The organism is bacterium, from assembly GCA_036504735.1.
GTDB lineage: Bacteria > Electryoneota > RPQS01 > RPQS01 > RPQS01 > DASXUQ01.
Window position 1 is genome coordinate 279641 of the sequence record DASXUQ010000010.1, and the last position, 22169, is coordinate 301809.

At 59.7% G+C, this 22169-nt stretch carries 18 protein-coding genes and 2 tRNA genes; 13 read left to right on the top strand and 7 right to left on the bottom strand.

What is annotated here, in order from left to right; translation table 11 throughout:
* The first annotated feature begins 6 nt into the window (after nucleotides 1-6).
* From VGL38_10440 to fbp, 7 genes are all read left to right on the top strand, one after another.
* Complete coding sequence (locus VGL38_10440; protein HEY3295847.1) at nucleotides 7-1572, top strand: glycosyltransferase family 39 protein; 1566 nt, start codon at nucleotides 7-9, stop codon at nucleotides 1570-1572.
* A 45-nt stretch (nucleotides 1573-1617) separates the two neighbouring features.
* Complete coding sequence (locus VGL38_10445; protein HEY3295848.1) at nucleotides 1618-3195, top strand: glycosyltransferase family 39 protein; 1578 nt, start codon at nucleotides 1618-1620, stop codon at nucleotides 3193-3195.
* 41 nt (nucleotides 3196-3236) lie between these two features.
* On the top strand, nucleotides 3237-4802 hold the full coding sequence (locus tag VGL38_10450) for a hypothetical protein (protein HEY3295849.1): 1566 nt from the start codon (nucleotides 3237-3239) through the stop codon (nucleotides 4800-4802).
* A gap of 22 nt (nucleotides 4803-4824) precedes the next feature.
* The gene (locus VGL38_10455) at nucleotides 4825-5367 is read left to right on the top strand and encodes an HD domain-containing protein (GenBank protein ID HEY3295850.1); all 543 of its coding nucleotides are present in this window, start codon (nucleotides 4825-4827) and stop codon (nucleotides 5365-5367) included.
* A gap of 65 nt (nucleotides 5368-5432) precedes the next feature.
* A complete protein-coding gene (locus tag VGL38_10460) occupies nucleotides 5433-6803 on the top strand; it encodes a tryptophanase (protein ID HEY3295851.1) in 1371 nt (456 codons plus the stop codon).
* A 5-nt stretch (nucleotides 6804-6808) separates the two neighbouring features.
* A complete protein-coding gene (locus tag VGL38_10465) occupies nucleotides 6809-7453 on the top strand; it encodes an HAD family phosphatase (GenBank protein HEY3295852.1) in 645 nt (214 codons plus the stop codon).
* Nucleotides 7454-7473: 20 nt separating this feature from the next.
* Complete coding sequence (gene fbp, locus VGL38_10470; GenBank protein HEY3295853.1) at nucleotides 7474-8484, top strand: class 1 fructose-bisphosphatase; 1011 nt, start codon at nucleotides 7474-7476, stop codon at nucleotides 8482-8484.
* Nucleotides 8485-8559: 75 nt separating this feature from the next.
* On the opposite strand, the gene VGL38_10475 is transcribed toward fbp, so the two are convergent.
* On the bottom strand, nucleotides 8560-9771 hold the full coding sequence (locus VGL38_10475) for an MFS transporter (GenBank protein ID HEY3295854.1): 1212 nt from the start codon (nucleotides 9769-9771) through the stop codon (nucleotides 8560-8562).
* 328 nt (nucleotides 9772-10099) lie between these two features.
* Between VGL38_10475 and VGL38_10480 the strand changes: the two genes are divergently transcribed.
* From VGL38_10480 to VGL38_10505, 6 genes are all read left to right on the top strand, one after another.
* Nucleotides 10100-10183 (top strand) — tRNA-Leu (locus tag VGL38_10480).
* Nucleotides 10184-10206: 23 nt separating this feature from the next.
* Nucleotides 10207-11544 (top strand): trigger factor, encoded by a 1338-nt coding sequence (gene tig / locus VGL38_10485; protein HEY3295855.1) that lies wholly within the window; start codon nucleotides 10207-10209, stop codon nucleotides 11542-11544.
* Between the two features lie 30 nt (nucleotides 11545-11574).
* On the top strand, nucleotides 11575-12174 hold the full coding sequence (gene clpP / locus VGL38_10490) for an ATP-dependent Clp endopeptidase proteolytic subunit ClpP (protein HEY3295856.1): 600 nt from the start codon (nucleotides 11575-11577) through the stop codon (nucleotides 12172-12174).
* A gap of 11 nt (nucleotides 12175-12185) precedes the next feature.
* The gene (clpX, locus tag VGL38_10495) at nucleotides 12186-13424 is read left to right on the top strand and encodes an ATP-dependent Clp protease ATP-binding subunit ClpX (protein ID HEY3295857.1); all 1239 of its coding nucleotides are present in this window, start codon (nucleotides 12186-12188) and stop codon (nucleotides 13422-13424) included.
* Between the two features lie 64 nt (nucleotides 13425-13488).
* The gene (locus VGL38_10500; protein HEY3295858.1) at nucleotides 13489-15495 is read left to right on the top strand and encodes a hypothetical protein; all 2007 of its coding nucleotides are present in this window, start codon (nucleotides 13489-13491) and stop codon (nucleotides 15493-15495) included.
* Complete coding sequence (locus tag VGL38_10505) at nucleotides 15489-16226, top strand: RsmE family RNA methyltransferase (GenBank protein ID HEY3295859.1); 738 nt, start codon at nucleotides 15489-15491, stop codon at nucleotides 16224-16226. The genes VGL38_10500 and VGL38_10505 overlap by 7 nt, the downstream gene beginning before the upstream one ends.
* 78 nt (nucleotides 16227-16304) lie before the next feature.
* On the opposite strand, the gene VGL38_10510 is transcribed toward VGL38_10505, so the two are convergent.
* From VGL38_10510 to secD, 6 genes are all read right to left on the bottom strand, one after another.
* Nucleotides 16305-16496: a hypothetical protein gene (locus VGL38_10510; GenBank protein HEY3295860.1), complete on the bottom strand. Its 192-nt coding sequence runs from the start codon at nucleotides 16494-16496 to the stop codon at nucleotides 16305-16307.
* An 86-nt stretch (nucleotides 16497-16582) separates the two neighbouring features.
* Nucleotides 16583-17593, bottom strand: coding sequence for an HD domain-containing phosphohydrolase (locus VGL38_10515; protein HEY3295861.1), 1011 nt, complete (start codon nucleotides 17591-17593; stop codon nucleotides 16583-16585).
* An 85-nt stretch (nucleotides 17594-17678) separates the two neighbouring features.
* A tRNA-Lys gene (locus tag VGL38_10520) sits at nucleotides 17679-17751 on the bottom strand.
* Nucleotides 17752-17805: 54 nt separating this feature from the next.
* Entirely contained in the window at nucleotides 17806-19080 is a 1275-nt protein-coding gene (locus tag VGL38_10525) for an adenylosuccinate synthase (GenBank protein HEY3295862.1), read from the bottom strand.
* A 66-nt stretch (nucleotides 19081-19146) separates the two neighbouring features.
* Nucleotides 19147-20055, bottom strand: coding sequence for a protein translocase subunit SecF (secF, locus tag VGL38_10530; protein ID HEY3295863.1), 909 nt, complete (start codon nucleotides 20053-20055; stop codon nucleotides 19147-19149).
* Nucleotides 20055-22130: a protein translocase subunit SecD gene (gene secD / locus VGL38_10535; protein HEY3295864.1), complete on the bottom strand. Its 2076-nt coding sequence runs from the start codon at nucleotides 22128-22130 to the stop codon at nucleotides 20055-20057. Before secD ends, secF begins: the two co-directional genes overlap by 1 nt.
* Nucleotides 22131-22169: the final 39 nt, after the last annotated feature.

Sequence of the window (22169 nt, forward strand, 5' to 3'; positions counted from 1 at the left end):
CCTTCTATGAAGCACCGCTACTTTGCGTGGCTCCTCCTGATTGCCGGCATGGTCTGGTGCCGCGCGGGATTCGTGGAGGATGTCTTTTACAACATCGACGAGGCGGAGTACGCGGTCGCAGGCAGCGCGATGAACCACGGCTGGCTGCCCGGCGTGGATCTGCTGGGGAGCACAAAGCCGCCGGGCATCTCGGCGCTGTTCAATGTGCTCTTTCATATCTTCGGCCACAATCTTGGCGCGGTGCACGTTGTCCATGTCGTGATCATGATCGCGACGGGCATGCTGGTGATGGAACTGGCGATAGCGCTGTGGGGGATGGCGGCGGCGATACCGGCGGCGGTATTGTTCTGGATGGTGTCCAACACGTACCACATTCCCTCGGAGACGCTGGCGCTGAATGTGGAATCGCCCGAAATGCTCTTGGCCGTGGCGGCGCTGCTGCTGGCCTGGATGAAACCGCAGAAGCGGTGGGCGCTGGTGGTGGCGGGTGCGGCGCTGGGGATGGGCGCGCTGTTCCGGCAAAGCGTGGTGTTTTTCGCGCTGCCCATGGCAGCGGCGATCTGGCGGGAACCTTCGCGGCGGCTGTATCGCATGTCGCACGTCGCGGCGGGTTTTGTGCTGGCGTGGCTGCCGTTGCTGGCGATTTATGCCGCGTCGGGAGCGCTGGGGTGGGCGTGGGATAGCTGGGTGCGGTACCCGATTGCCTATTCGGGCGACGGCGGCATGGAGATGTTCTTCGGCGCGTTGAATGATTACGGCTCGACCTTTGTAACCGAAGCGACCGTGCCACTGGCGCTGCTGATCGGCGGGATTATTCTTCAGTGGCGGGACCGCTCAACACCACGCGCAAAGTTCCTGTTGTGGATGACGGCCGCTGCGACGCTGGCGCTGTGTGCAGGGTCGCGCTTCTTCGGGCACTACTGGATACAGATTTTCCCCGTGGCAACGCTGCTGGGCGTGTCAGTGTGGCTGAAACTGGCGCAGGGCACAAAGGTCATGAAGCGGCTGCTGGGGGCGGCGGTGGTGATCGGCGGGATCATGGCGATACTGCATTTTCCCACGTGGCGGAGTTGGGACCCGGATCCGATCCCCGCGGGCTTCGGGCACTACTCGATAGGAGCGGATCAGCTCGAAGTGACCATCGGTCACTTTGCGCGGGCCAACACCACACAGGATGAGACGATTACAGTGTGGGGATATTGCCCGCAAATCTACTATTATGCGGACCGTCTGCCGGGAACACGCGACTACCTGTGCCATTACACCACGGGCTATTCTCCGGGGACCTTCGATCCGACGGCAGAGCGCGCGGTGCGGTCCGAAGGGCATCCCCAGGCCAAGCAGATGTTCCTTGATGATCTGGAGAAACGCAAGCCGAAATACATCATCGACTTGGTGCAGGTCAGAGCATACGCGTTTCCGTTTTACAATTATTCATTGCGGGACTATCCGGAGCTGGCATCCTACGTGCGCCGGAACTATCTTCCCGAAGGCAAAATCGGCGAGGCGCTGATCTATCGCCGCCGCACGGCGAGCGATACGTGGCAGCCTGCCGATCAGGATGTGAAGTAGGGAGGGGATCTTAGTCCGCAGATGATTGCAGCAGTGGACGGTCCCATGAGGCAGCGGTGGATTGCCTGGCTGATACTGGCCGCGGGCATGCTGATATGCCGCGCGGCGTTTCTCGAGAGCGTCGTTTACAACATCGACGAAGCGGAATACGGAGTGGCCGCGCGGGGTCTTGACCACGGGCTGCTGCCGGGCGTGGATTTTCTCGGGTCGAACAAGACTCCGGGGATTGTGTTTTTGTATGGCGCGCTGTTTCATCTCTTCGGCTCATCGTTGATCGTCACGCGGGTGGCGTACATTCTGATGCTGGTGGTGGAAGGCGGGCTGCTGGTGGAACTGGCTATCCGTCTGTGGGGCGCGACGGCGGCGATTCCGGCGGCGCTGCTGTTCTGGATGGTTGCCAACAGTTTCGATATTCCGCCCGACATGATTCCGCTGAACACGGAAGGCGCCGCCATGCTGGTGGCGGTGCTGGCGGTGTGGCTGGCCTGGTGGAGACCGAAGGACATCCGGGCGGTGCTGGGTTCCGGCGCGGCACTGGGACTGTCGGTGCTGTTCCGGCAGAGTTCAGTGTTCTTTATTCTTCCGGTGTTCAGCGTGCTGATGCTGGCGCCGGGACAACGCGTGAAGCGCAGCGTGATGCTTGCGACGGGAGCGCTGACGGTGTGGGCGCCCGTATTGGCGGTGTATGGGGCAAAGCACGGGCTGGGGTGGGCGTGGGATAGTTGGGTGCGGTATCCGCTGGAGTATGCGGGCGACACGGGCATCAACGGATTCGCGGCGCGGCTTGCCTACATGGCCAGTGAATTCGGATTTCAGTTGATGGTTCCTGTAGCCTTGGCGATCTATGGCGCGGTTTTGCTGATTCGCCATGGACGCAAGGAACAGTTTGTCTTGCTGGGATCGCTGCTGCTGGGTTCGTTTCTGGCGCTGTGTACGGGGTCGCGGTTCTTCGGACATTACTGGGTGCAGATGTATCCCATTGTGGTGCTGTCGGCTGTTTCAGCATGGCAGTGCATGGCACAGGGAACGAAACGGACGAAGCTGCTATTGACAAGCCTGGCACTGGTGGCGGGACTTGTGGCGCTGACGCACTACAACACGTGGCGGACGTGGGACCGTTATGCGCCGCCTCGCGGAATCTCCTTTTTCCGCCTCGGGGTGGAAAATGACGAGGTGAAACTGGGCGCGTTTGCCAAGGAGCACACGTCACCGGACGAGAAGATTTGCGTCTGGGGCTACTGTCCACAGATTTACTGGTATGCGGAACGGTTGCCTGCCGTGCGGGATTTCATCTGCCACTATGTGGTGGGATACTCGCCGGGGGTGTCCAATCTGGTCATGGGGCAGAGTGAGCGGCGCCTGGGTCATCCACGGGCCGTGCAGATGTTCCTTGAAGACCTTGAGCGCAACAGACCGAAGTATATTTTCGATCTGACGCCGGTCAAGCGGTACACGTTTGCGTTCACATACTATCCGATGTCGAGCAGTCCGCTGGTGGCGGACTATGTGCTGGCGAACTATGTGCCGGACAGCCGGATCGGAGAAGCGGAGATTTACCGCCGCCGGACTCCCGCAGACACGTTGCAGCCGGGATCATCCGATCTGGAGCCTGCCGAAGAGTAAGTGTTCGGATTCGTTGCCGGTCGCCATCTGGGAGGGTTCCCGTGAAACAGCGGTGGTTGGCATGGCCGGTGGTGGCGCTCGGTATGGTGATTTGCCGCGCGGCATTTCTGGAAGATGTTGTCTACAACATCGATGAGACGGAGTACGCGGTGGCGGCGCACGGGCTGGATCACGGCTGGCTGCCCGGTGTGGATTTGCTGGGCACAACCAAGCCGCCCGGTGCGGCCGTGCTGTACAATGTGCTCTTTCATCTGTTTGGCCCATCGCTGACGGCGGCGCACGTCACGCAAACGGTGGTGATGATTGCGGCGGGAATTGCCGTGATCGAGTTGGCGATAGCGTTGTGGGGATTGACGGCGGCGCTGCCTGCGGCCTTCCTGTGGTGGGTGCTGTGCAACAGTTACGGCCTGCCGCCGGAGATGTTCAGCCTGAATGTGGAATCGCCCGGACTGGTTTTGCTGGCGCCCGCGCTGCTGCTGGTCTGGAAGCGGCCGCAGCGCAGGTGGTCGCTGATTGCGGCGGGAGGTGCCGTGGGGTGCGCGGCGCTTTTCCGGCAGAGTTACGCGGTGTTTCTGCTGCCGTTGATGGTGGCGGTGTGGGCGATTCGCCCGCAGCGACTGAAGCGCGCGGTGGGGACGTTGGCGGGGTTCGCGCTGCCGTGGGTGATAACGGGCATCGTGTACGCGTCATCGGGCGGACTGGCCTGGGCGTGGGATTCGTGGGTGCGGTATCCGCTGACCTATGCCGGGGATGTGGGTGTTTCCGGGTTTATGCAGGCGCTGCTGATCAACGGAACGGAATTTTTCAAGCAGGCGATTATGCCGCTGTGCCTGGCGGTATTCGGCTGCGGATTGTTGATGCAGAGGTGGCCGTCGGCGCGGACGAAGTTCGTGGCGGCGACCGTAGTGGCGTCCTTTCTGGCGCTGTGCGCGGGCTCGCGGTTCTGGGGGCATTACTGGCTGCAGGTGTATCCGGCGCTGGCAGTGACGGGAGTGTATGCGTGGTTATGGCTGAACCGGCGGTTTGCGCGGTATCGCGTGGCGGTGAGCGGCGCGATTGTGATTGCCGGGCTGATTCTGGGGATGCGGCTGCCGACGTGGCGGACATGGGACTTTACGGCGCCACCGCGCGGCATTTCCTATTCGCGGCTGGACGATGAGCAGACCGAGCGGGAGATCGGACGGTTTGCCATGGCGCACACGGCAAGCGATGAGACGATTGTGGTGTGGGGCTATTGTCCGCAAATCTATTATTACGCGCGACGGCTGCCGGGAGTGCGCGATTATCTTTGCCACTACATTACGGGCTATTCTCCGGGCTCATTCGATCCCTTTACGGAGCGCGCGCCGCGGGAGCAAGGGCATTCGATGGCGCAGCGGATGTTTATCGAGGATCTGGAGCAGCGGCGGCCCAAGTATGTGTTTGACCTCGTGCTGATAGACGATTACCCGTTTACATTTCTGAATTATTCGCTGCGGGATTACCCTGACCTGGCCTCGTACATGCGCGAGACGTACCTGCCGGAGGGCCAGGTGGGGCGGGCGCTGGTATACCGCCGGCGTACGGCACAGGATACGTGGATTCCCGACGCCAAGGATGTCGAGTAGATTACTTACCCGGAGAGCACCTATGCCAGAGAGACTGATTTCTAAGTTCCCCGAGATCGCCGAGATTACCGACCTTGACCTGCGTCAGAAGACCATTGCCGTCTTTCAGGATGCTCTGACCATGGGCGGCTGGAGTGTCGATGACCTCGAGCGGATCCCGTTCACGCTGCTGATTCCCAATTGCGAGGTCAGCCTTCTGGCGCATACCCGCAGCGTGGTGCAGACGGCGCTGAAGATCGCCGAGGTGCAGGAAGCCTTCTACAACAAGTATTATCAGCTTGACCGCGACATTCTGCTGACGGGCGCTATCTTGCACGACGTGGGTAAATTGATGGAATACGCCGAGACGGAGAAGGGATTTATCAAGAGCCCGGCGGGCAAGATCATGCGCCATCCATTTTCGGGCGCCGCTCTGGCCATGAAGCACGGGTTGCCCGTCGAAGTGCAGCACATCATCGCCGTCCATGCGCACGAAGGCGACGGCGCGTACCGTTCGCCCGCCGCCGTGATTGTTCACCATTCCGATTTCATTAACTTCGAGCCGCTGCGCGATTTGCTGAAGTGATGATCGCGCAGGCTTACCTTTTTTTCACCCTATTTGAAAGACCGTGCACCCCGCACGCACACCGCATGAAATTTCCCGTAGAACCTTTCCGCATCAAAACTGTCGAACGTATTCGCCAGACGACGCGCGAAGAGCGCGAAGAGTATTTGAAGAAGGCCGGATTGAATATTTTTGCCGTGCCTTCGGATTCGATTTATGTTGACCTGCTGACGGACAGCGGCACGTCCGCGATGAGCGATCAGCAGTGGGGCGGGCTGATGACGGGCGACGAAGCCTACGCCGGCTCCCGCAGTTTTTACCGCTTCGAAGCGGCGGTAAAGGACATCACCGGATTTCCGAACGTGATTCCCACGCACCAGGGACGCGTGGCCGAGAACCTGCTGTTTTCGACGATCTGCAAGCCGGGGAAGATTGTCCCCAGCAACACGCATTTCGACACCACCCATGCCAACGTGACGGCCAACGGCGGCGACGCGCGCAACCTGCCGATCGATGCGGCGCTGGTGCCGTCCGAGCAGCATCCCTTCAAGGGAAACATGAACCTTGAGGCTCTGGAAAAGACGCTGGCGGCGGACGCGGCGAACATTCCGATGGTGGTGATGACCGTCACCAACAATTCGGCGGGCGGACAGCCGGTGTCGATGGAGAATATCCGGGCGACGTCGGTCCTCTGCAAGAAGTACAAGGTGCCCTTCTTCCTCGACTGTGCGCGCTACGCGGAAAACTGCTGGTTCATCCACGAACGCGAAGCGGGCTACAAGAACAAAAAGGTGATCGACATTGCGCGGGAGATGTTCAGCTACGCGGACGGCACGTGGATGTCCTCCAAAAAGGACGCGCTGGTGAATATGGGCGGCTTCATTGCAATGAAGGACTCCGCGCTGACGCAGACGATCAAGACCAAGCTGATTCTGATCGAAGGCTTTCCGACCTACGGCGGTCTGGCGGGACGTGACCTTGAAGCCATTGCCATCGGTTTGTACGAAGCGCTGGACGAAGAGTATTTGAACTACCGGACGTCGCAGGTGCGGTATCTGGGCGATATGCTCACCGACGGCGGCGTGCCCATCGTGCTGCCCGTGGGCGGGCATGCGGTGTTCGTGGATGCGGCGAAGTTTTGTCCGCATATTCCGCCGGAACAGTTCCCCGGAGTGTCGCTGACGGTGGCAATGTACCGCGAAGCGGGCATTCGCGGCGTGGAGATCGGTTCGCTGATGTTCGAGGAGAAGGACAAGGCGACCGGCAAGGCGATTCATCCGCCGCTGGAACTGGTGCGGCTGGCGATCCCGCGCCGCGTCTATACGATGTCGCACATGCAGTATGTGGGCGAGTCGATTCTGGAGATCTACAAAACGCGGAACACGCTGCGCGGCGTGCGGCTGACCTATGAAGCTCCGCTGCTGCGGCATTTCACGGCGCGGATGGAGGAGATCTGAGCGGCGTGGCAGACCACAACATCAAGGCGGTTTTTTTCGATCTGGACGGCACGCTGATCGACTCGATGCCCGCGCACGTTACGGCGTGGCAGACGGTGCTGCGGGACGTGGGGATCGAGATGGACGAGCTGTTTATCAAACTTGCCGAAGGCGAGAAGGCGGACGATACGCTGAAGCGTTTGCGGCAGGACTACGGCCTGGCGGCAACCGACGCCGATTTGCAGGAGATGCTGAAACGCAAGCGCGCGCTGTACTGGGAGCTGGCGCCGCGCGGCATTATTCCGGAGGCGCGGCGGATGCTGGTGGACCTGTGGGATCAGGGTGTGGAATGTGACATTGTGACGGGATCCATCCGCGCCAATATGGACGGCGTGGTTCCGGAAGAAGATATCGCGCGGTTCACGCACATTATCACGCCTGAAGAATACACGCATGGAAAACCTGATCCGGACCCGTATCTGACCGCCTTGCGGCGCAGCGGTCTGGCGGCGGATCAGTGTATGGTGCTGGAGAATGCGCCGCTGGGAATTCGATCTGCTCGGGCGGCCGGACTGTTTACCCTGGCCATCACGACGACGCTGCCTGCGGACTATCTGACTGAAGCCAATGTTGTGATTTCGTCGTATCATGAGCTTCTAAATTATGTGTAGAAAGGAGTCGAGTCGTGCAGTTGCCGAACCTCGTCACCATTGAGCGGCACATCCTTGATCAGGAGCGACAGAACCCGGAAGCTACCGGCCAGTTGTCGCGGCTGCTCTACCAAATTGCGTTTGCGGCCAAAGTGATCAGCCGCAACGTGCGTCGGGCCGGTCTGCTGAACATTCTCGGCGGCACGGGAGACACCAACATTCAGGGCGAAGCGGTTCAGAAACTGGACGTCATTGCCGAAGAAACCATGAACGCAGCATTCGACCACACCGGAGTGCTCTGCTGCATGGCGTCGGAGGAGTCGGAAGGATTGATTCCCATTCCTCCCCAGTTCGACCTGGGCAAGTATACGATGGCCTTCGATCCGCTGGACGGCTCGTCGAATATCGCGGCCAACGTCAACGTGGGCACGATCTTCTCGGTGCACCGCAAGGTGACGCCGGGGCGTGAAGGCACAATGGACGACATGCTGCAATGCGGACGCAAGCAGGTGGTGGCGGGGTATGTGATGTACGGATCGTCGACGATGATGGTGTATACGACGGGCAAGGGCGTGTACGGGTTTACACTGGAGCCGATGCTCGGCGAATTTTTGCTGTCGCACCCGAACATTCAGGTGCCCCAGCACGGAAGCATCTTCAGCGCCAACATGGGCAACTACCACTACTGGAGCGAAGGGGTCCGCAAGTATGTGGATGACATGATGAAGCCGGATACGGAGCGCCGCCGGCCCTACAGCAACCGTTACATCGGATCGCTGGTGGCGGATGCGCACCGCACGCTGCTGTATGGCGGAATTTTCATGTATCCCATGGACTACAAGGATCCGAAGAAGCCGAAGGGCAAACTGCGGATGCTGTATGAAGCCTCGCCGATGGCGATGATCTTCGAACAGGCGGGCGGCATGGCATCCAACGGGAATGAAAATATTCTCGATGTCCGGCCCGGTGGATTGCACGAACGCACGCCGGTGTATCTCGGCTCACGCGATGAAGTGACGGAAATCGAAACCTATATCAAGAATTTCGGGTAAGCCTGTTCTGCCGGACGATACGCAAGAGGCGCACGATTTGTGCGCCTCTTCTACGTTTCCGCCAGTGAAAATGCTTCAGTGATGCAGCGTCGCGGCGAAGGGCCGGGCAATGACGGGGCCGAGCAGGCGGCGAAGGCGGAAGAGGCAGAGGATGCCCAGCAGACCCATCATCAAACCGGCGGAAATGTAGGGGGCATCTGGCTCATAGGCTTGGAAGAGCCATGTTCCCCAGACCGGTCCGAGGACGCGGCCCAGTGCACCGATTCCCTGACCAACACCGAGCGTGTCCCCTTGCCGGTCTTCGGGAGCAGCGCGGGAAAGCAGGGAACTGATGGAGGGATTGAGCAGGGCAGAGCCGATGGCATAGAGCGGCAGGACCATCAGCATGGTGGCTACGGAATGTACGAGCACCGTGAGCAGAAAGCCGATGGCTTCGATGATCAGACCCCAGATGGTGAGGTTAATTTCTCCGAAACGTTTGGTGAGCTTGCCGATCATAAATCCCTGCACAATGACCGAGATGACTCCTACTTCCGCCAGCAGTCCTCCGACACCGAACGGGTGCAGGCCGATCTGGTGCTCACCGAAGAGGGCGAAGGTGGATTCCATATTGGAAAAGGCAAACACGCCGAAGAAAAAGATGATCAGCAGGAAGGCAATGCGGGGGTCACCGAAACTCTCCTTGAGATGTGTCGGCGACATGTAGGACGGCCGCACGCGTTCAGGACGATGGTGCAGGGACTCGGGAAGGGCAAACCACGCCCAGATCAGGTTACCTCCGGCGAGCACAGCGGCTACATAGGAGGGCGCGCTGTAGCCGTAGTGAGTCAGCAGGCCGCCCAGCGCCGGGCCGAAGATGAAACCCAGGCCGAAGGCGGCGCCGATGAGGCCCATGCCTTTGGCGCGATTTTCGGGGGTGGTACTGTCGGCAATAAATGCCTGAGCCGTGGGAAGAGAGGCACTGGAAAGCAGTCCGGCCAGCGAGCGGGCGACAAAAAGCAAGGCCAGGCTGCGGGCGAGGCCGAACAACAGAAAGGCGGCACAGGATCCGGCCAGACTGAGCAGAATAATGGGCCGGCGGCCCACCCGGTCGGAAAGCCGGCCCCACATCGGCGCAAAAATGAACTGCATCAGGCTGTAGGACATGGAAAGCAGGCCAACCGTCAGCGGGGTTGCACCGTAGCTTTCCGCATAGAAGGGCAGAGAAGGCAGGATCAGCCCGAACCCGAGCAGATCAATAAAAATGGTGATAAATATGATGCTTAAGGGCGAGCGAGGCTTAGACATAAGTAGAAATGGGTCTTGAATATGTCAGGTTTCACATCAGAATGGGAGTAAAATACGAAAGTTTGCCGACGTCCGCAACAAGGGCTGAGCCCTTGACCCGGGGCCGCCTTTGGCGGGGGGACAGCGCGGGAATACCGCGCGGTCCCTCTCTTGCCCGTGCTGCTCCCTCTCCAAGACTAGGCGCCACGCTCCGGCGTGGCGCGAACCGGGAACCAAGGAATCCGGCACGACGGAGCGTGTCGGCTAGTTTTCGTGGGAGGGGGACGGAGAAACGCGGGGCCTGACGTAGTTGAAAATTGTGTTATAGATACCTATATTAACAATTTCCGCGAGAGTGGCGGAACTGGCAGACGCGCCAGATTTAGGATCTGGTGCCCGAGAGGGCTTGGGGGTTCGAGTCCCCCCTTTCGCACCGGTCAAAAACATGGAGTTTCTTTGGAAGTACAGGTTCAGACTGAACAAAAGAGCCCCACGGAATACGAACTGAAAGTGACTATTCCGGCGGAGGTGATGGAGCAGAAGGTCAAAGCCGCCCTCGATGAGATGGCCGGCAAGATTGTATTGCCCGGCTTCCGGCAGGGGCATATCCCGCGCAAGGTGCTGGATCAGCGCTTTGGCACTGCCGTGGCTCAGGAAGCACTGCAGGAAGTCCTGCAGGAAGGCTATCGGGATGCTTTGACCGAATCCAAGCTGGAGCCGGTATCCCCCGGCGACATGAAGGATGTACAGTACACGCCGGGCGAGCCGCTGACGTTCACGGTGGACGTGGAAGTAGCCCCGGATTTTGAACTGCCCGTCCTCTCGGAGATCACGGTGGAAGCCCTCCAGCCGGTGGTCGAAGAGGAAGATGTGTTGAAGATGTTGGACGAGTTGCGCGAATCGCACGCGGTGGTTGCGCCGAGTGACGATCCGGTGGATCGTGACTCGATCATCACATTTGATTTGCAGGAACTCGACGAGACCGGACTGCCGATCCTGGGCCGGGAACAGAAGGACGCGGAACTTGATATGTCACGTTCACGTCTTGGCGAGGAATTTGCAATAAAAGTTATAGGCTTGATTCCCGGCGAAACGGCGGTGGTGGAATTCCCGGCGCACAGCCACGAGCACGAAGGGCAGACCCACGAGCACAAGGCGCAGCGCTACCAGATCACGATCCGCACGATCCGCCGCAAGGAATTGCCGGCGCTGGACGACGACATGGCCAAGCTGCTGAATCCGCAGATCGAGTCCCTGGATGCTCTGAAGGCCGATCTGAAGCGTTATCTGGAAGCCCGGGCCAATCATCAGGCCCACGAGCGGATGTTCCGCGCCGTGGCCGATGAGTTGTTGCGCAAGACGGACTTCACGGTGCCGCCGCGGATGCTCGACGATTATCTCGACCATATGGCCAAGGACGCCGTGAAGGGCCGCAAGGGCCGGGCGGTGGATCCCAAGGAAATCGAGCGCTTCAAAGACGAGTACCGGACGTCGGCAATCTGGAATCTGCGCTGGCACATGCTGCGCAAGAAGATCATCAGCGACCGGCAGATCGAGGTCACGGACGACGATTACAAGGGCGAAGTCGAGCGGCTGGCGAAGGTGGACGAGATGAAGAAGTCCGACTTCGAGAAGAAGCTGAACGACGAGCAGAAGGACCGGATCCGCGAAGATATCCTTGAGCGCAAGGTGCTGGCGGTGATCGAATCGGAAGTACAGACGGTGCCGCGACAGGTGACTCTGGCCGAATTCGAAGGCCGCGCGACGCCGGAGAGCGATATAGTTACGGCGTAATTGAAACCCAATAGAGGAGTATATTCGCACATGACACTGGTACCGATGGTCATTGAGACAACGGGCCGCGGCGAACGGGCGTACGACATTTATTCGCGTTTGCTCCGCGAGCGGATCGTGTTTATCGGGACTCCCATCGAAGATCACATGGCGAGCCTGATCATCGCCCAACTCATCTTCCTCGCCGCCGAAGATCCGGAGAAGGACATTTCCCTGTATATCAACAGCCCGGGCGGAGTCGTCTCCGCGGGACTGGCGATTTACGATACGATGCAGCACATCAAGCCGGACGTGGCCACGATCTGTATCGGCCAGGCGGCGTCGATGGGCGCGTTTCTGCTGGCGGCGGGAGCGGCGGGCAAGCGCAGTTCGCTTCCCAATGCACGGATTATGATCCACCAGCCGTCGGGCGGCGCGCAGGGCCAGGCATCGGACATCGATATTCAGGCCAAGGAGATCCTCAAGATCCGCAGCCGTTTGAACGACCTGCTGGCGATGCATACCGGCCAGCCGATCGAGCAGATCGAGAAGGACACGGACCGCAATAACTTCATGTCCGCGGAAGAGGCCAAAGCATTCGGCATCGTTGACGAGATCATCTACCCCCGTGACCGCAAGAAGAAAGCGTAGCGCCGGATCCTTTGACTGAAAACGAACACGTCGAACAGTTCTGTTCGTTCTGCGGACGCACGGAGCGCCAGGTCAACACGCTGATCAAGCACCACGACGGCATCGCTATCTGTGACGTGTGCGTCGAGCACGCGCACCAGATCGTGGCGCTGTCGCGGGGCAGCCGGCGGGTGCTGCCGCTGGAGAAATTTCCGATCCCGATCGAGATCAAGCGCAAGCTCGACGAGTATGTGATCGGGCAGGACGACGCCAAGCGCAAGATCGCGGTGGCCGTGCACAATCACTATAAGCGGATCAGCGCCGAGGATTTCGGCTCGGACGTCGAGCTGGAAAAGTCGAACATCATGCTGATCGGACCGACGGGCACGGGCAAGACGCTGCTGGCGCAGACGCTGGCGCGCTTCCTTCAAGTGCCGTTCGCCATTGCCGACGCGACCACGCTGACCGAAGCGGGGTACGTCGGCGAGGACGTGGAAAACGTGCTGGTGCGGCTGCTGCAGGCGGCGGACTATGATCTGGCGCGAGCCGAGATGGGCATCGTCTATATCGACGAGATCGACAAGATCGCGCGCAAGGAATCCAACGTCTCGATTACCCGCGACGTGTCGGGTGAAGGCGTGCAGCAGGCCCTGCTGAAGATTCTCGAAGGCAGCGTGGCGTCACTGCCGCCGCAGGGCGGACGCAAGCATCCCGAGCAGAAGCTGATCCAGATGAACACGAAGAATATTCTGTTCCTCTGCGGCGGCGCGTTCGAAGGTCTGGATAAAGTTGTGGCGCGGCGCGTGAACAAGCGACGCATGGGCTTCGGTGCGGACGTGCAGACAGGCGAGGCGGCGGACCAGGTGCTGCATCAGGTGAGTTTCGAAGACCTGCACCAGTTCGGTCTCATTCCCGAGTTGATCGGACGCCTGCCGGTGGTGTCGGTGCTGGATCCGCTGTCGGATGAAGCCTTGCTGCGAATCCTGACCGAGCCGAAGAATGCCCTGGTCAAGCAGTATGCGCGGCTGTTCGAAATGGAAGGCGTAAAGCTGACCTTCGACGATCCATCGCTGAAGGCGATTGTCGCCCGGGCACAACAGCGCAAGACCGGCGCACGTTCCCTGCGGTCGATCACGGAAGAAGCGTTGACGGACATTTTGTTCGAGATCCCCAGCGCCAAGGATATCGGCGAGGTGATTATTACCGCCGGAACCATTGAGCGCCGGGAACAGCCGAAGCTTATCCCGCTCAAGAAACGCAAGAGCGCCTGAGCAGGGCTAAGCCCTGCACCTATGTCGCCTGCTCGGCGGCAAAGGGGTTCTGCGTGGAGACTGCGTGGTTCCACGCGTGCGGAATCCGTTGTCTGTTTATGCCGCGATGACATTTCGGGTGACGGCTGCCACACAGCCGTCACTTTCTCTATTCAGCCCACTCTACTCCTCACACCGCGTGTTTCGAAGCATCCTCCAGATCATCCTGTTGCCGTATTGCGCCGTTATGCTTTGTCTGCCGGCGATGGCGGCGTTGACTCCGCCGCGGGCGATAGGCATGCCGGACAGCAGCGGAGTGCAGGTAGAAAAGGGGATTGAGTTTCTGCGGATCACGGAGCGGCTGAATTCACAGGTGAAACTACCGATGCGGTTTATGGTGGATGCCAACGCGCAGTGGAAGACGGAATGGCAGACGCCGGAAGGGCAGACGGACCGCGTGCGGCAGGATGGCCGGTGGTATGCGGGGATGAGCCAGCCTGTGGTAAGCTGGGCGAGCGCGTGGCTGGCGGCATCGGGAGAACACTTAGATGACCGGCCGTACAATTTGCCGGCGCGCATTCCGACCCGCGTCGATCTGTTTCCGAGAGCCCACGACTACGCGGAGGCCGCGGTGTTTGCTCCCACGCAAAGCGCGGCTGCGGTGCGGATTCTGCGGGGCGGAATGGGTCTGTCGGCCAATCCGTGGAAACCGTTGCGGGCGGATGCCGGCATCGGCCCTGTGCAGGACCGGCGCATCGGTCAGATGAGCAGCGGTGTGGGGGTGTGGACGCATCTGGGGCTGGATCACTGGAACCTTGCGGGCTACGACCAGTCATTGTCTCTGGACTATGACCGGGAGACGCCCCGGCACCACAACAGCGAGGATGTCAAGGGCCGCTACGAAGTTTACCGCGAGTTCTTCGAAGGCAACAGCAACCGCGCGGAGTTGTCGTTTACGTCTCTGAATCAGGACGTGTATCTGGATGCCAGCGGACGCACCGGGCGGCGGGTGGAAAAGGGCTATACTCTCAAAGACGTGCTGCGTTACAGCATCTCGCGCGGGATGAGAGTCGAAATGGGCGGGGATATCGTCCGCGAAAAGACGGACCAGAGCCAGCCCGACGCGGCAACCTCATCGCTGGAGGAGAATCAGGCGGGATTCACGTCGGCCTTGCAGGCGGAGAGCGGCATTGCATCGGGCGAATTGCAACTGGGAATGCGCACGATCACGCAGAACATCCGCGGCGACATCTTGCAGGGACACAAGAGCGATCTGGCGCTGCAGGGACAGCTTGCTCTGGCGGGACACACGACGCTGAACGCGAGAGCATCGGTATCGAAGTACTCCCTGGACACGCGCAGCACCTCCAACTACGATGACCGCGACGAGTTGCGATACAATTTGGAAGCAATGGTGTCCAGGCCGTTTCTGAAGACCTTCGTCTATGAACTGCACGGCCTGACGCAGCTCGATCATCTGGTGTACATTTTCCGGCAGAGCAGCGCCAACAATCGCTGGACGCGTCTGTTTCTGCTGGGCTCCTCCATCCGGCACAGGCCGACGCAGACGTTTGAGCAGACGGTGACGGCAAGCGTATCGGCGAACTACCAGGCCTATGACTATGATCTCGACCCGCGCACGTCGCGTTCCACGGTGCACCGCCGCGTGCTGCTGGGCGACAGCGTGGGGTTTGATCTGATGTCGCGGTTCGGTCTGAGCGGGAAGGTCCTGTGGCAGCAGGAGGAATTCGGCAGGCTCTTCTGGTCGTCCTTCACCGAAGAGCGCAGCGACCAGACACGCTCGGTGACCGCATCGCTGGAGATGATCATGAACGTCACGCGTTCGCTGCAGGCAGGCACGGGCGTGCTGTGGGACAGCCGGCGTGGCGAGCGGTTTCCGGGCACGTCTACGCGGACGGCGCAACTTGTCTTCCAGGACGTGCGAACCTATGGGCCAATGGTCACGCTGCGCAAGACCGGCTACCGGGGACTGTTTCTGGATATGAATGCCCGCGTGCTGCGCCAGTTTCAACTCGAACACAAGACCCGCTGGGTGACCCTCGGCGAAATGGTGGGAGGCTTTCGATGGTGACGATGGAATGGGGCGAGTTTGTGTATGCACCGCCGGCGGCCCGAGTGGATGATCTGATTGTGCCTCCGGAGGATGAAGCGCACCACCTGTTCCGCGTGCGCCGGATCGCCGCCGGGGACGAAGTCTATGTCACGGACGGCGAGGGCATGGTCTATGGCTGTCTGGTGTTGCCGGATCACAGTCTGAAGATCCTCCATGAGTTGCCGTTCTTCGGCGAGCCGGTGCGGCCCATCCTTCTGTGCGCCGCGGTATTGAAAGGCGACAGCAACCGCGAAATCATCGACGCCGCGACGCAACTGGGCGCGTCCACGATCATTCTGTTTCACGGGCAGCGCAGCGAAGGGCGGCTGCGGGAGGACAAACTGGTCAAGCTGCGGAGGATCACGGTTACCGCGATCAAGCAGTGCGGGCGGGCGCGCTTGCCGCAGATTGTGCTGAAAAACAGCCTTGAGGCGGCCTTGGCATCCATTCCGGCGGGCTGCATGAAATTTCTTGCGCATCCTTTCGAAGATATGCGGGAGATAGGAACGATGCCCGCTGCGACCGCCGCAGACAGCTCGATGGTGATCGTGGGGCCGGAAGGAGGCTTTACCGACGCCGAAGTGGACGTCGCGCTGAAGGCGGGGTGCCGGCCCTTGATTCTGGCACGGAGACGGCTGCGCGCCGAAACCGCCGTTGCCGCGGGATTGACGTTTCTGTTGACACGGCGCGGCGAGTTTCAGGCGCCGTAGCCCAACGTACTGTGGATTCCAAACAAAGCAAGCCACCGTTAACCGGTGGCTTGTTGTACTCAGGTGCGTGGGTATGCTTCAGGATTTGACGCGGCGGCTAAGTTGCTCCGCGACTTCCGTAAGAATATCCGGGCGATTGTAATACCCTTCCCGTATCCGCTTGCGGATTCCGGACATAAGTTCGATCTGCCGCATGACCTCACTGACATGCACCACGGTTCTCGCGGTGGTGGGTCCGGTGTCATAATGTAGATCGCGCTTGAGACTCATGGTTCGCCCGTTGTCCGTTCCACAGAAAATAATGTTCTCAGTTACATTATCGGCGGATACGGGGAACACTTAATGGGTTTCCGGATCTAAACGATGCGGGTTGCGTTTGGCCCGAGGCGATGGATCAAGAGATGCACAATCTCATCATCCAGCTCGTGCGCCATCTTGCCGAGGATTGTTTTCAGGGCCTCGTAGCCGCTCATGGCGGGTTTGTAGACGCGATGCGACGTAAAGGCGTCGAACACGTCGGCCACGCTGCAGATGCGTGATTCGAGGGGGATCGCATGGGAGGGCAGATGGCGCGGGTAGCCGCTGCCGTCGAGGCGCTCATGGTGGTTGCGGATAATCTCAATCACTTCCGGGCGCATATTGGGGTGGCCGGCCATCAGGCTTACACCCAGCTCCGGATGCTTCTCCATCTGGCGGATTTCCCATGGCGAGAGCATGCCGGGCTTGCGCAGAATGTCGGCGGAAACCTGGCATTTGCCGATGTCGTGAAGCAGAAACCCCATGGCGATGTCGCGGATCTCCGACTCCGTCCACGTGCCTGTTTCCAAAGCCAAACCTGTCCCCAGCACCGAAACGTGCACCGAATGGGAATAGAGGGAATAGTCGAAGGAAAAGAGCGACACCATCGTGCGCAGCATGGCGGGATCCGCCGTGATGGAGGCCACCGTATGGGCGACGACCTTCTTGTTGGCGGACATGATGAGCGGCGATTGCGGGCGCTCGAAGGTGGATTTGATCAGGGACTGCGACGTCTCGTAGAGCACCGCGGACTTTTCGGCGGGCGACATCTGATCGGAGGCCAGCACCTGGCCGACGGTGCGGTCTACATAGGTATAATAGTCGCTGGCGTCTTCATCCCGCACATAGAGAGTCTTAACGCCGTTCTCGATGAGTTCGCGCCGCTTTTTGTCGGTAAACTCGAACTCGGCGGCTTTGTAGAGGAGGTAACGGATCCCGCCGCGTCCCGGCATGCCGAGATAGAGTTCGAAACTCGCGCCCATTCCGGGGCGCAATGTCGCCAGCGGAGCCGGATGAAAAATATTCTTCCGGTTCTCAATGGCGGTGGTCAGTGGGAAGTTGGCATGCATCACCGGAGAAAACTGGCAAAGCGCGTGCCCGCTGATGTCGTAAAAAAGCGACCCGTGGTAAGGGGTACCACGGGTCGCTTGTGTGTGAGAGCGGCGGGGCTCGAACCCGCGACACCCGCCTTAAAAGGGCGATGCTCTACCTACTGAGCTACGCTCTCACGGAAAACAAAAAGCGAAAAACGAAAAGCGAAAAGCGAAAAAAAAGTCTGAGTTTACTTTGTAATGGTCTGGTTGCGGGACGGGCCGACGGAAATCATGGCGACGGGGACTTCGGTGAATTCCTGAATGAATTCGAGGTAGTCCTTGGCGGCCTTGGGGAGGTCGGCAAAGGTGTGAATATCGCCAAGTGGTTCATCCCAACCAGGTAGCTCTTCGTAAACGGGCTTGACTTTGGACAGGATGCGCGAATCGGACGGGAAGTGGCGATAGGTGCGGGTCTCTTCGGCGTAAGCCACACATACTTTGATGGGGTTGATACCCGTCAACACGTCGAGCTTGGTGATGGCCCACGAATCCACGCTGTTGACACGGGCGGAAAAACGGGCCACCACGCCGTCAAACCAGCCGCAGCGGCGGGGGCGTCCAGTGGTCGCGCCGTATTCATCACCGCGTTCGCGGAGATTGACGCCTTCCTCGTTGTCTGCCAACTCGGTGGGGAAGGGGCCTTCACCGACACGGGTCGTGTAGGCTTTGATGATGCCCATAACACGATCAATGTGGCGCGGACCGATTCCGAGCCCTGTGCACGCGCCTCCCGCCGTGGGATTGGACGATGTGACGAAGGGATAGGTTCCCATGTCGACGTCCAGCAACGTGCCCTGCGCGCCTTCAAGGATAATGCGCTTGCCGGCATGCCGGGCATCGGCGAGAAGGACGGACACATCCTTGACGAATGGATCGATCCGCTTGTCAAAGGCGAGGTATTCGTCGACAATGGCCTCGACATTCAGTTCCGGTTTGTCGAAGATCTTGGCCAGCAGGCGGTTCTTTTCCTGCACATTGGACTGGATCTTGTCGCGGAGGCACTGGGGATCGAGCAGATCGACGATGCGGATGCCGACGCGAGCGTGCTTGTCCACGTAAGCGGGGCCGATGCCGCGACCGGTGGTGCCGATCTTGGTGCGGCCATTCTCGGCTTCATAAAGCTGATCGAGCAGCTTGTGGTAAGGCATAATCAGGTGGGCCTGATGGCTGACGAACAGCCGACCTGCCAGCGAGATGCCTGCCGCTTCCACCTGCGCAATTTCCGTGAGCAGCGCGACGGGGTCCACAACCACGCCGGCACCGATCAGATTGACCGTATTGGGCCACAGTACTCCGGCGGGGAGCAGGTGCAGCACGATCTTCTTTCCTTCGTGAACGACCGTGTGGCCGGCATTCGCGCCACCTTGATAGCGGGCCACCACATCGGCGTCCGCACTGAGGTAGTCTACGATCTTGCCTTTGCCTTCATCTCCCCATTGAGCGCCGAGGGCTATGGTGACCATAGGTGAGAGTCCTTAGAACAAAACAGCCTCGCTCTCGCGAGGCTGCGAGGGGTTTTCAGAGCGAACTTACCGTTTTTTGCCTTTAATGGCGGTTTTCTCCGCCCATTCCAGCACGATAGGCGCCGATACATAGATCGAGGAATAGGTTCCCGTGATCACACCGATAAGCATGGTGAAGCTGAAGCCGCGCAGCACCGGGCCGCCCCAGATGAACAGCACCAGCACGGTGAGGAACACGGTAAAGGAGGTGATGACGGTACGGGACAGTGTTTCGTTGATGCTGAGATCCATAATGGAGGCAAGGTTCACGCTGCGAAGCTTCTTCAGGTTCTCACGAATACGGTCATAGACCACGATGGTGTCGTTGAGCGAGTAGCCGATGAGGGTGAGAATCGCCGCGAGTACAGAGAGCGAGAACTCATACCCGAAGAAAGAGAGGAAAGCCAAGGTCAGCATGGTGTCATGGAACAGACCCACGACGCCGCCAACGGCAAACTTGAACTCGAATCGCCACGAGATATAGACGAGCAGCAGAACCATGGCTACGATTGCAGAGAGGAGGGCCTGTCCGCGCAGTTCGCGTCCGACCTTGGGGCCGACAACCTGAACATTACGCACCTCGACCGGATTGCCGGGGAACGCCGCCTCGAGTTTCGAACGGATCTGCTGCACGACCTGATTGCTGTTCTCCGAGGATTTCATACGGATGGACATTTCCTCGCGCGCGCCCAGTCCGGAGATCGTCTTGACTTCGTCCACGCCCGCACCGGTCAGAGCGTCACGGACCTGACCATCGGACACGGGTTTGTCGAACCGTACTTGAACGTCCAGACCGCCCGTGAAGTCAATGGACCAGTTCATCCCGCGAATTGCCATGGAGACGATGCCTGCCACGATGATAATGATCGAGATCGTGATGCAGACCCAGCGGGCCTCGATGAACTTGATATTGGTTTTGGGAAACAGGTGAGGCATTAGATACTCAGGGTCTTGAGTTGACGTTTCTCGGTGTAGATGTCATACACCACGCGTGTGATCACGATGGCTGCGAACAGGTTGACCGTGATCCCGACGGTGAGGGTCAAGGCGAATCCCTTGATGGAACCGGATCCGTAAATCAGCAGGACGATGCCCGCGATAGCGGTCGACACGTGCGAGTCGATAATCGTCGTCCAGGCGCGGGCGAAACCGGTGTCAATCGCGGCGCGAATGGTCTTGCCCAGCCGCAACTCTTCCCGGATACGTTCGAAGATCAGTACGTTGGTATCTACGGCCATACCGATGGTCAAAATGATACCCGCAATACCCGGCATGGTGAGCGTGAACTGGAACATGGCGAGAATCGCAAGCTGCAGGAACACGTTGATCACCATCGCCAGGTCGGCAAGACCGCCGGACAGGCGATAGTACCAGCCCATAAACAGTGCGACGGAGATAAACGCGAGGAACAGACACAACTGGCCCGCCGCGATGGAGTCACGTCCGAGAGACGGACCCACCGTGCGTTCTTCGACGACGTGGACCGGGGCAGGCAGGGCGCCGGAACGCAGCACGATGCCGATTTCCTGCGCTTCCGACATGTCCGCCAGACCGGTAATAATGGCGCTACCGCCGGAGATCTTATCCTTGATATTGGGAGCCATGTAAACCTTGTCATCAAGGTCAATGGCCATGCGCTTGCCGACATTAGCGCCGGTGACGCGGGCGAAGATGCGGCCACCGTCACGGTTGAACTTCAGCGTGACGACGGGCTTGCCGGCCTGCTCGGGATCGTAGCCCGAACCGATGCTGGCCTGCGCGTCTTCCAGCGTCGAGCCGTTCATTTCGGCCTGCTTCTTCACCAGATACAGCACCCATTCTTCCTTACCGGACTGCCGTTCGGGCACGGCCTTGGCGGACCAGATGAACTGTACGTCGCTGGGAATCAGCTTCTGATATTCACGGCTACTGAGCAGACGCACGACGCGGCTCTTGTTTTCCGGGGGGACCACGATGTTGTTGGAGCCGCCGACGAACAGCGACAGCAGCGGATGTGCGCGGCTGGTCGTGTCGTTGGAAACTGCCGTATCGCCGGCCGTCTCACTGAAGAGCTTGCTGGCCTCGGTGGCGCCGGAATCCTTCTTGGCGGCATCGGAAGACGCAAGCTTGGATGTGTCGCCTGCGGTCTTAACGGCGGCCAGAGCGGAGGAATCTTTTTTCGCGGCAACGGTGTCCAGCGGAGCGCCGGCCTGACGGGCGGCGATCCCCTGATCAAGCTTGGTGAGGATGTCACGCGCGCGGTCGGGATCGAGAACAATCTTGAACTCCAACAATGCCGTTCGGCCGACGAGGTCGAGCGCGCGTTGCGGGTCTTTGACACCGGGGAGCTCAAGAATGATGCGGCGGTTGCCGGACTTGGCAATGGAGGGTTCGGAAACACCGAACTGGTCAATGCGATTGCGAAGGATCTGCAGCGAGCGGTCTACGGCATCTTCCGCGGCCTTGGACAAGGCGGTGATCACAGCCGCATCACTCTGACCGGGGTCGCCCCAATAGCGGTTCAGTGACGTGTGGTCGCGCGAGGCAATCTGCTTCAACACGTCGAACACGTCCACATCAGTGCCCTGGGTGCGGGACCGCAACTCCGTGAGGAGCCGGTCGTAGGCATCATCCTTACCCTTGGCGATATTGTCCAGCATCTTGACAATATCCACCTCAAGCACGAGATACATGCCGCCCTGAAGATCCAGACCGAGCTTAATGGCTCTGGGGCGGTAATCCTTGATATCCTGAGCGAATTCTCCGCGCATGAAGTCAAGCTTCTGCAGAGCCTCCGATTTCTGCTCCGGAGGAAGGCTCGAGGACTCGATCTGGGAGCGGTAGTCCACATCATCTCGATAAATGTTCGCCGCGAGGCTATCGAGAGGTATCCCAGAGAGGTTAGAAAGTTGGACTAAGGTCTTTTGTTCCTGTTGGGACAGTTGGTGGTATTTTACCGTCGGATAGAGGTAATAGACCCCAAGTCCAATCAGGATTAGAACAAGAATCAGGCGACCGCGAATAGATTTCATGGGAAACTTTTCGAAATATGGGCCTTACACCGCATCAAG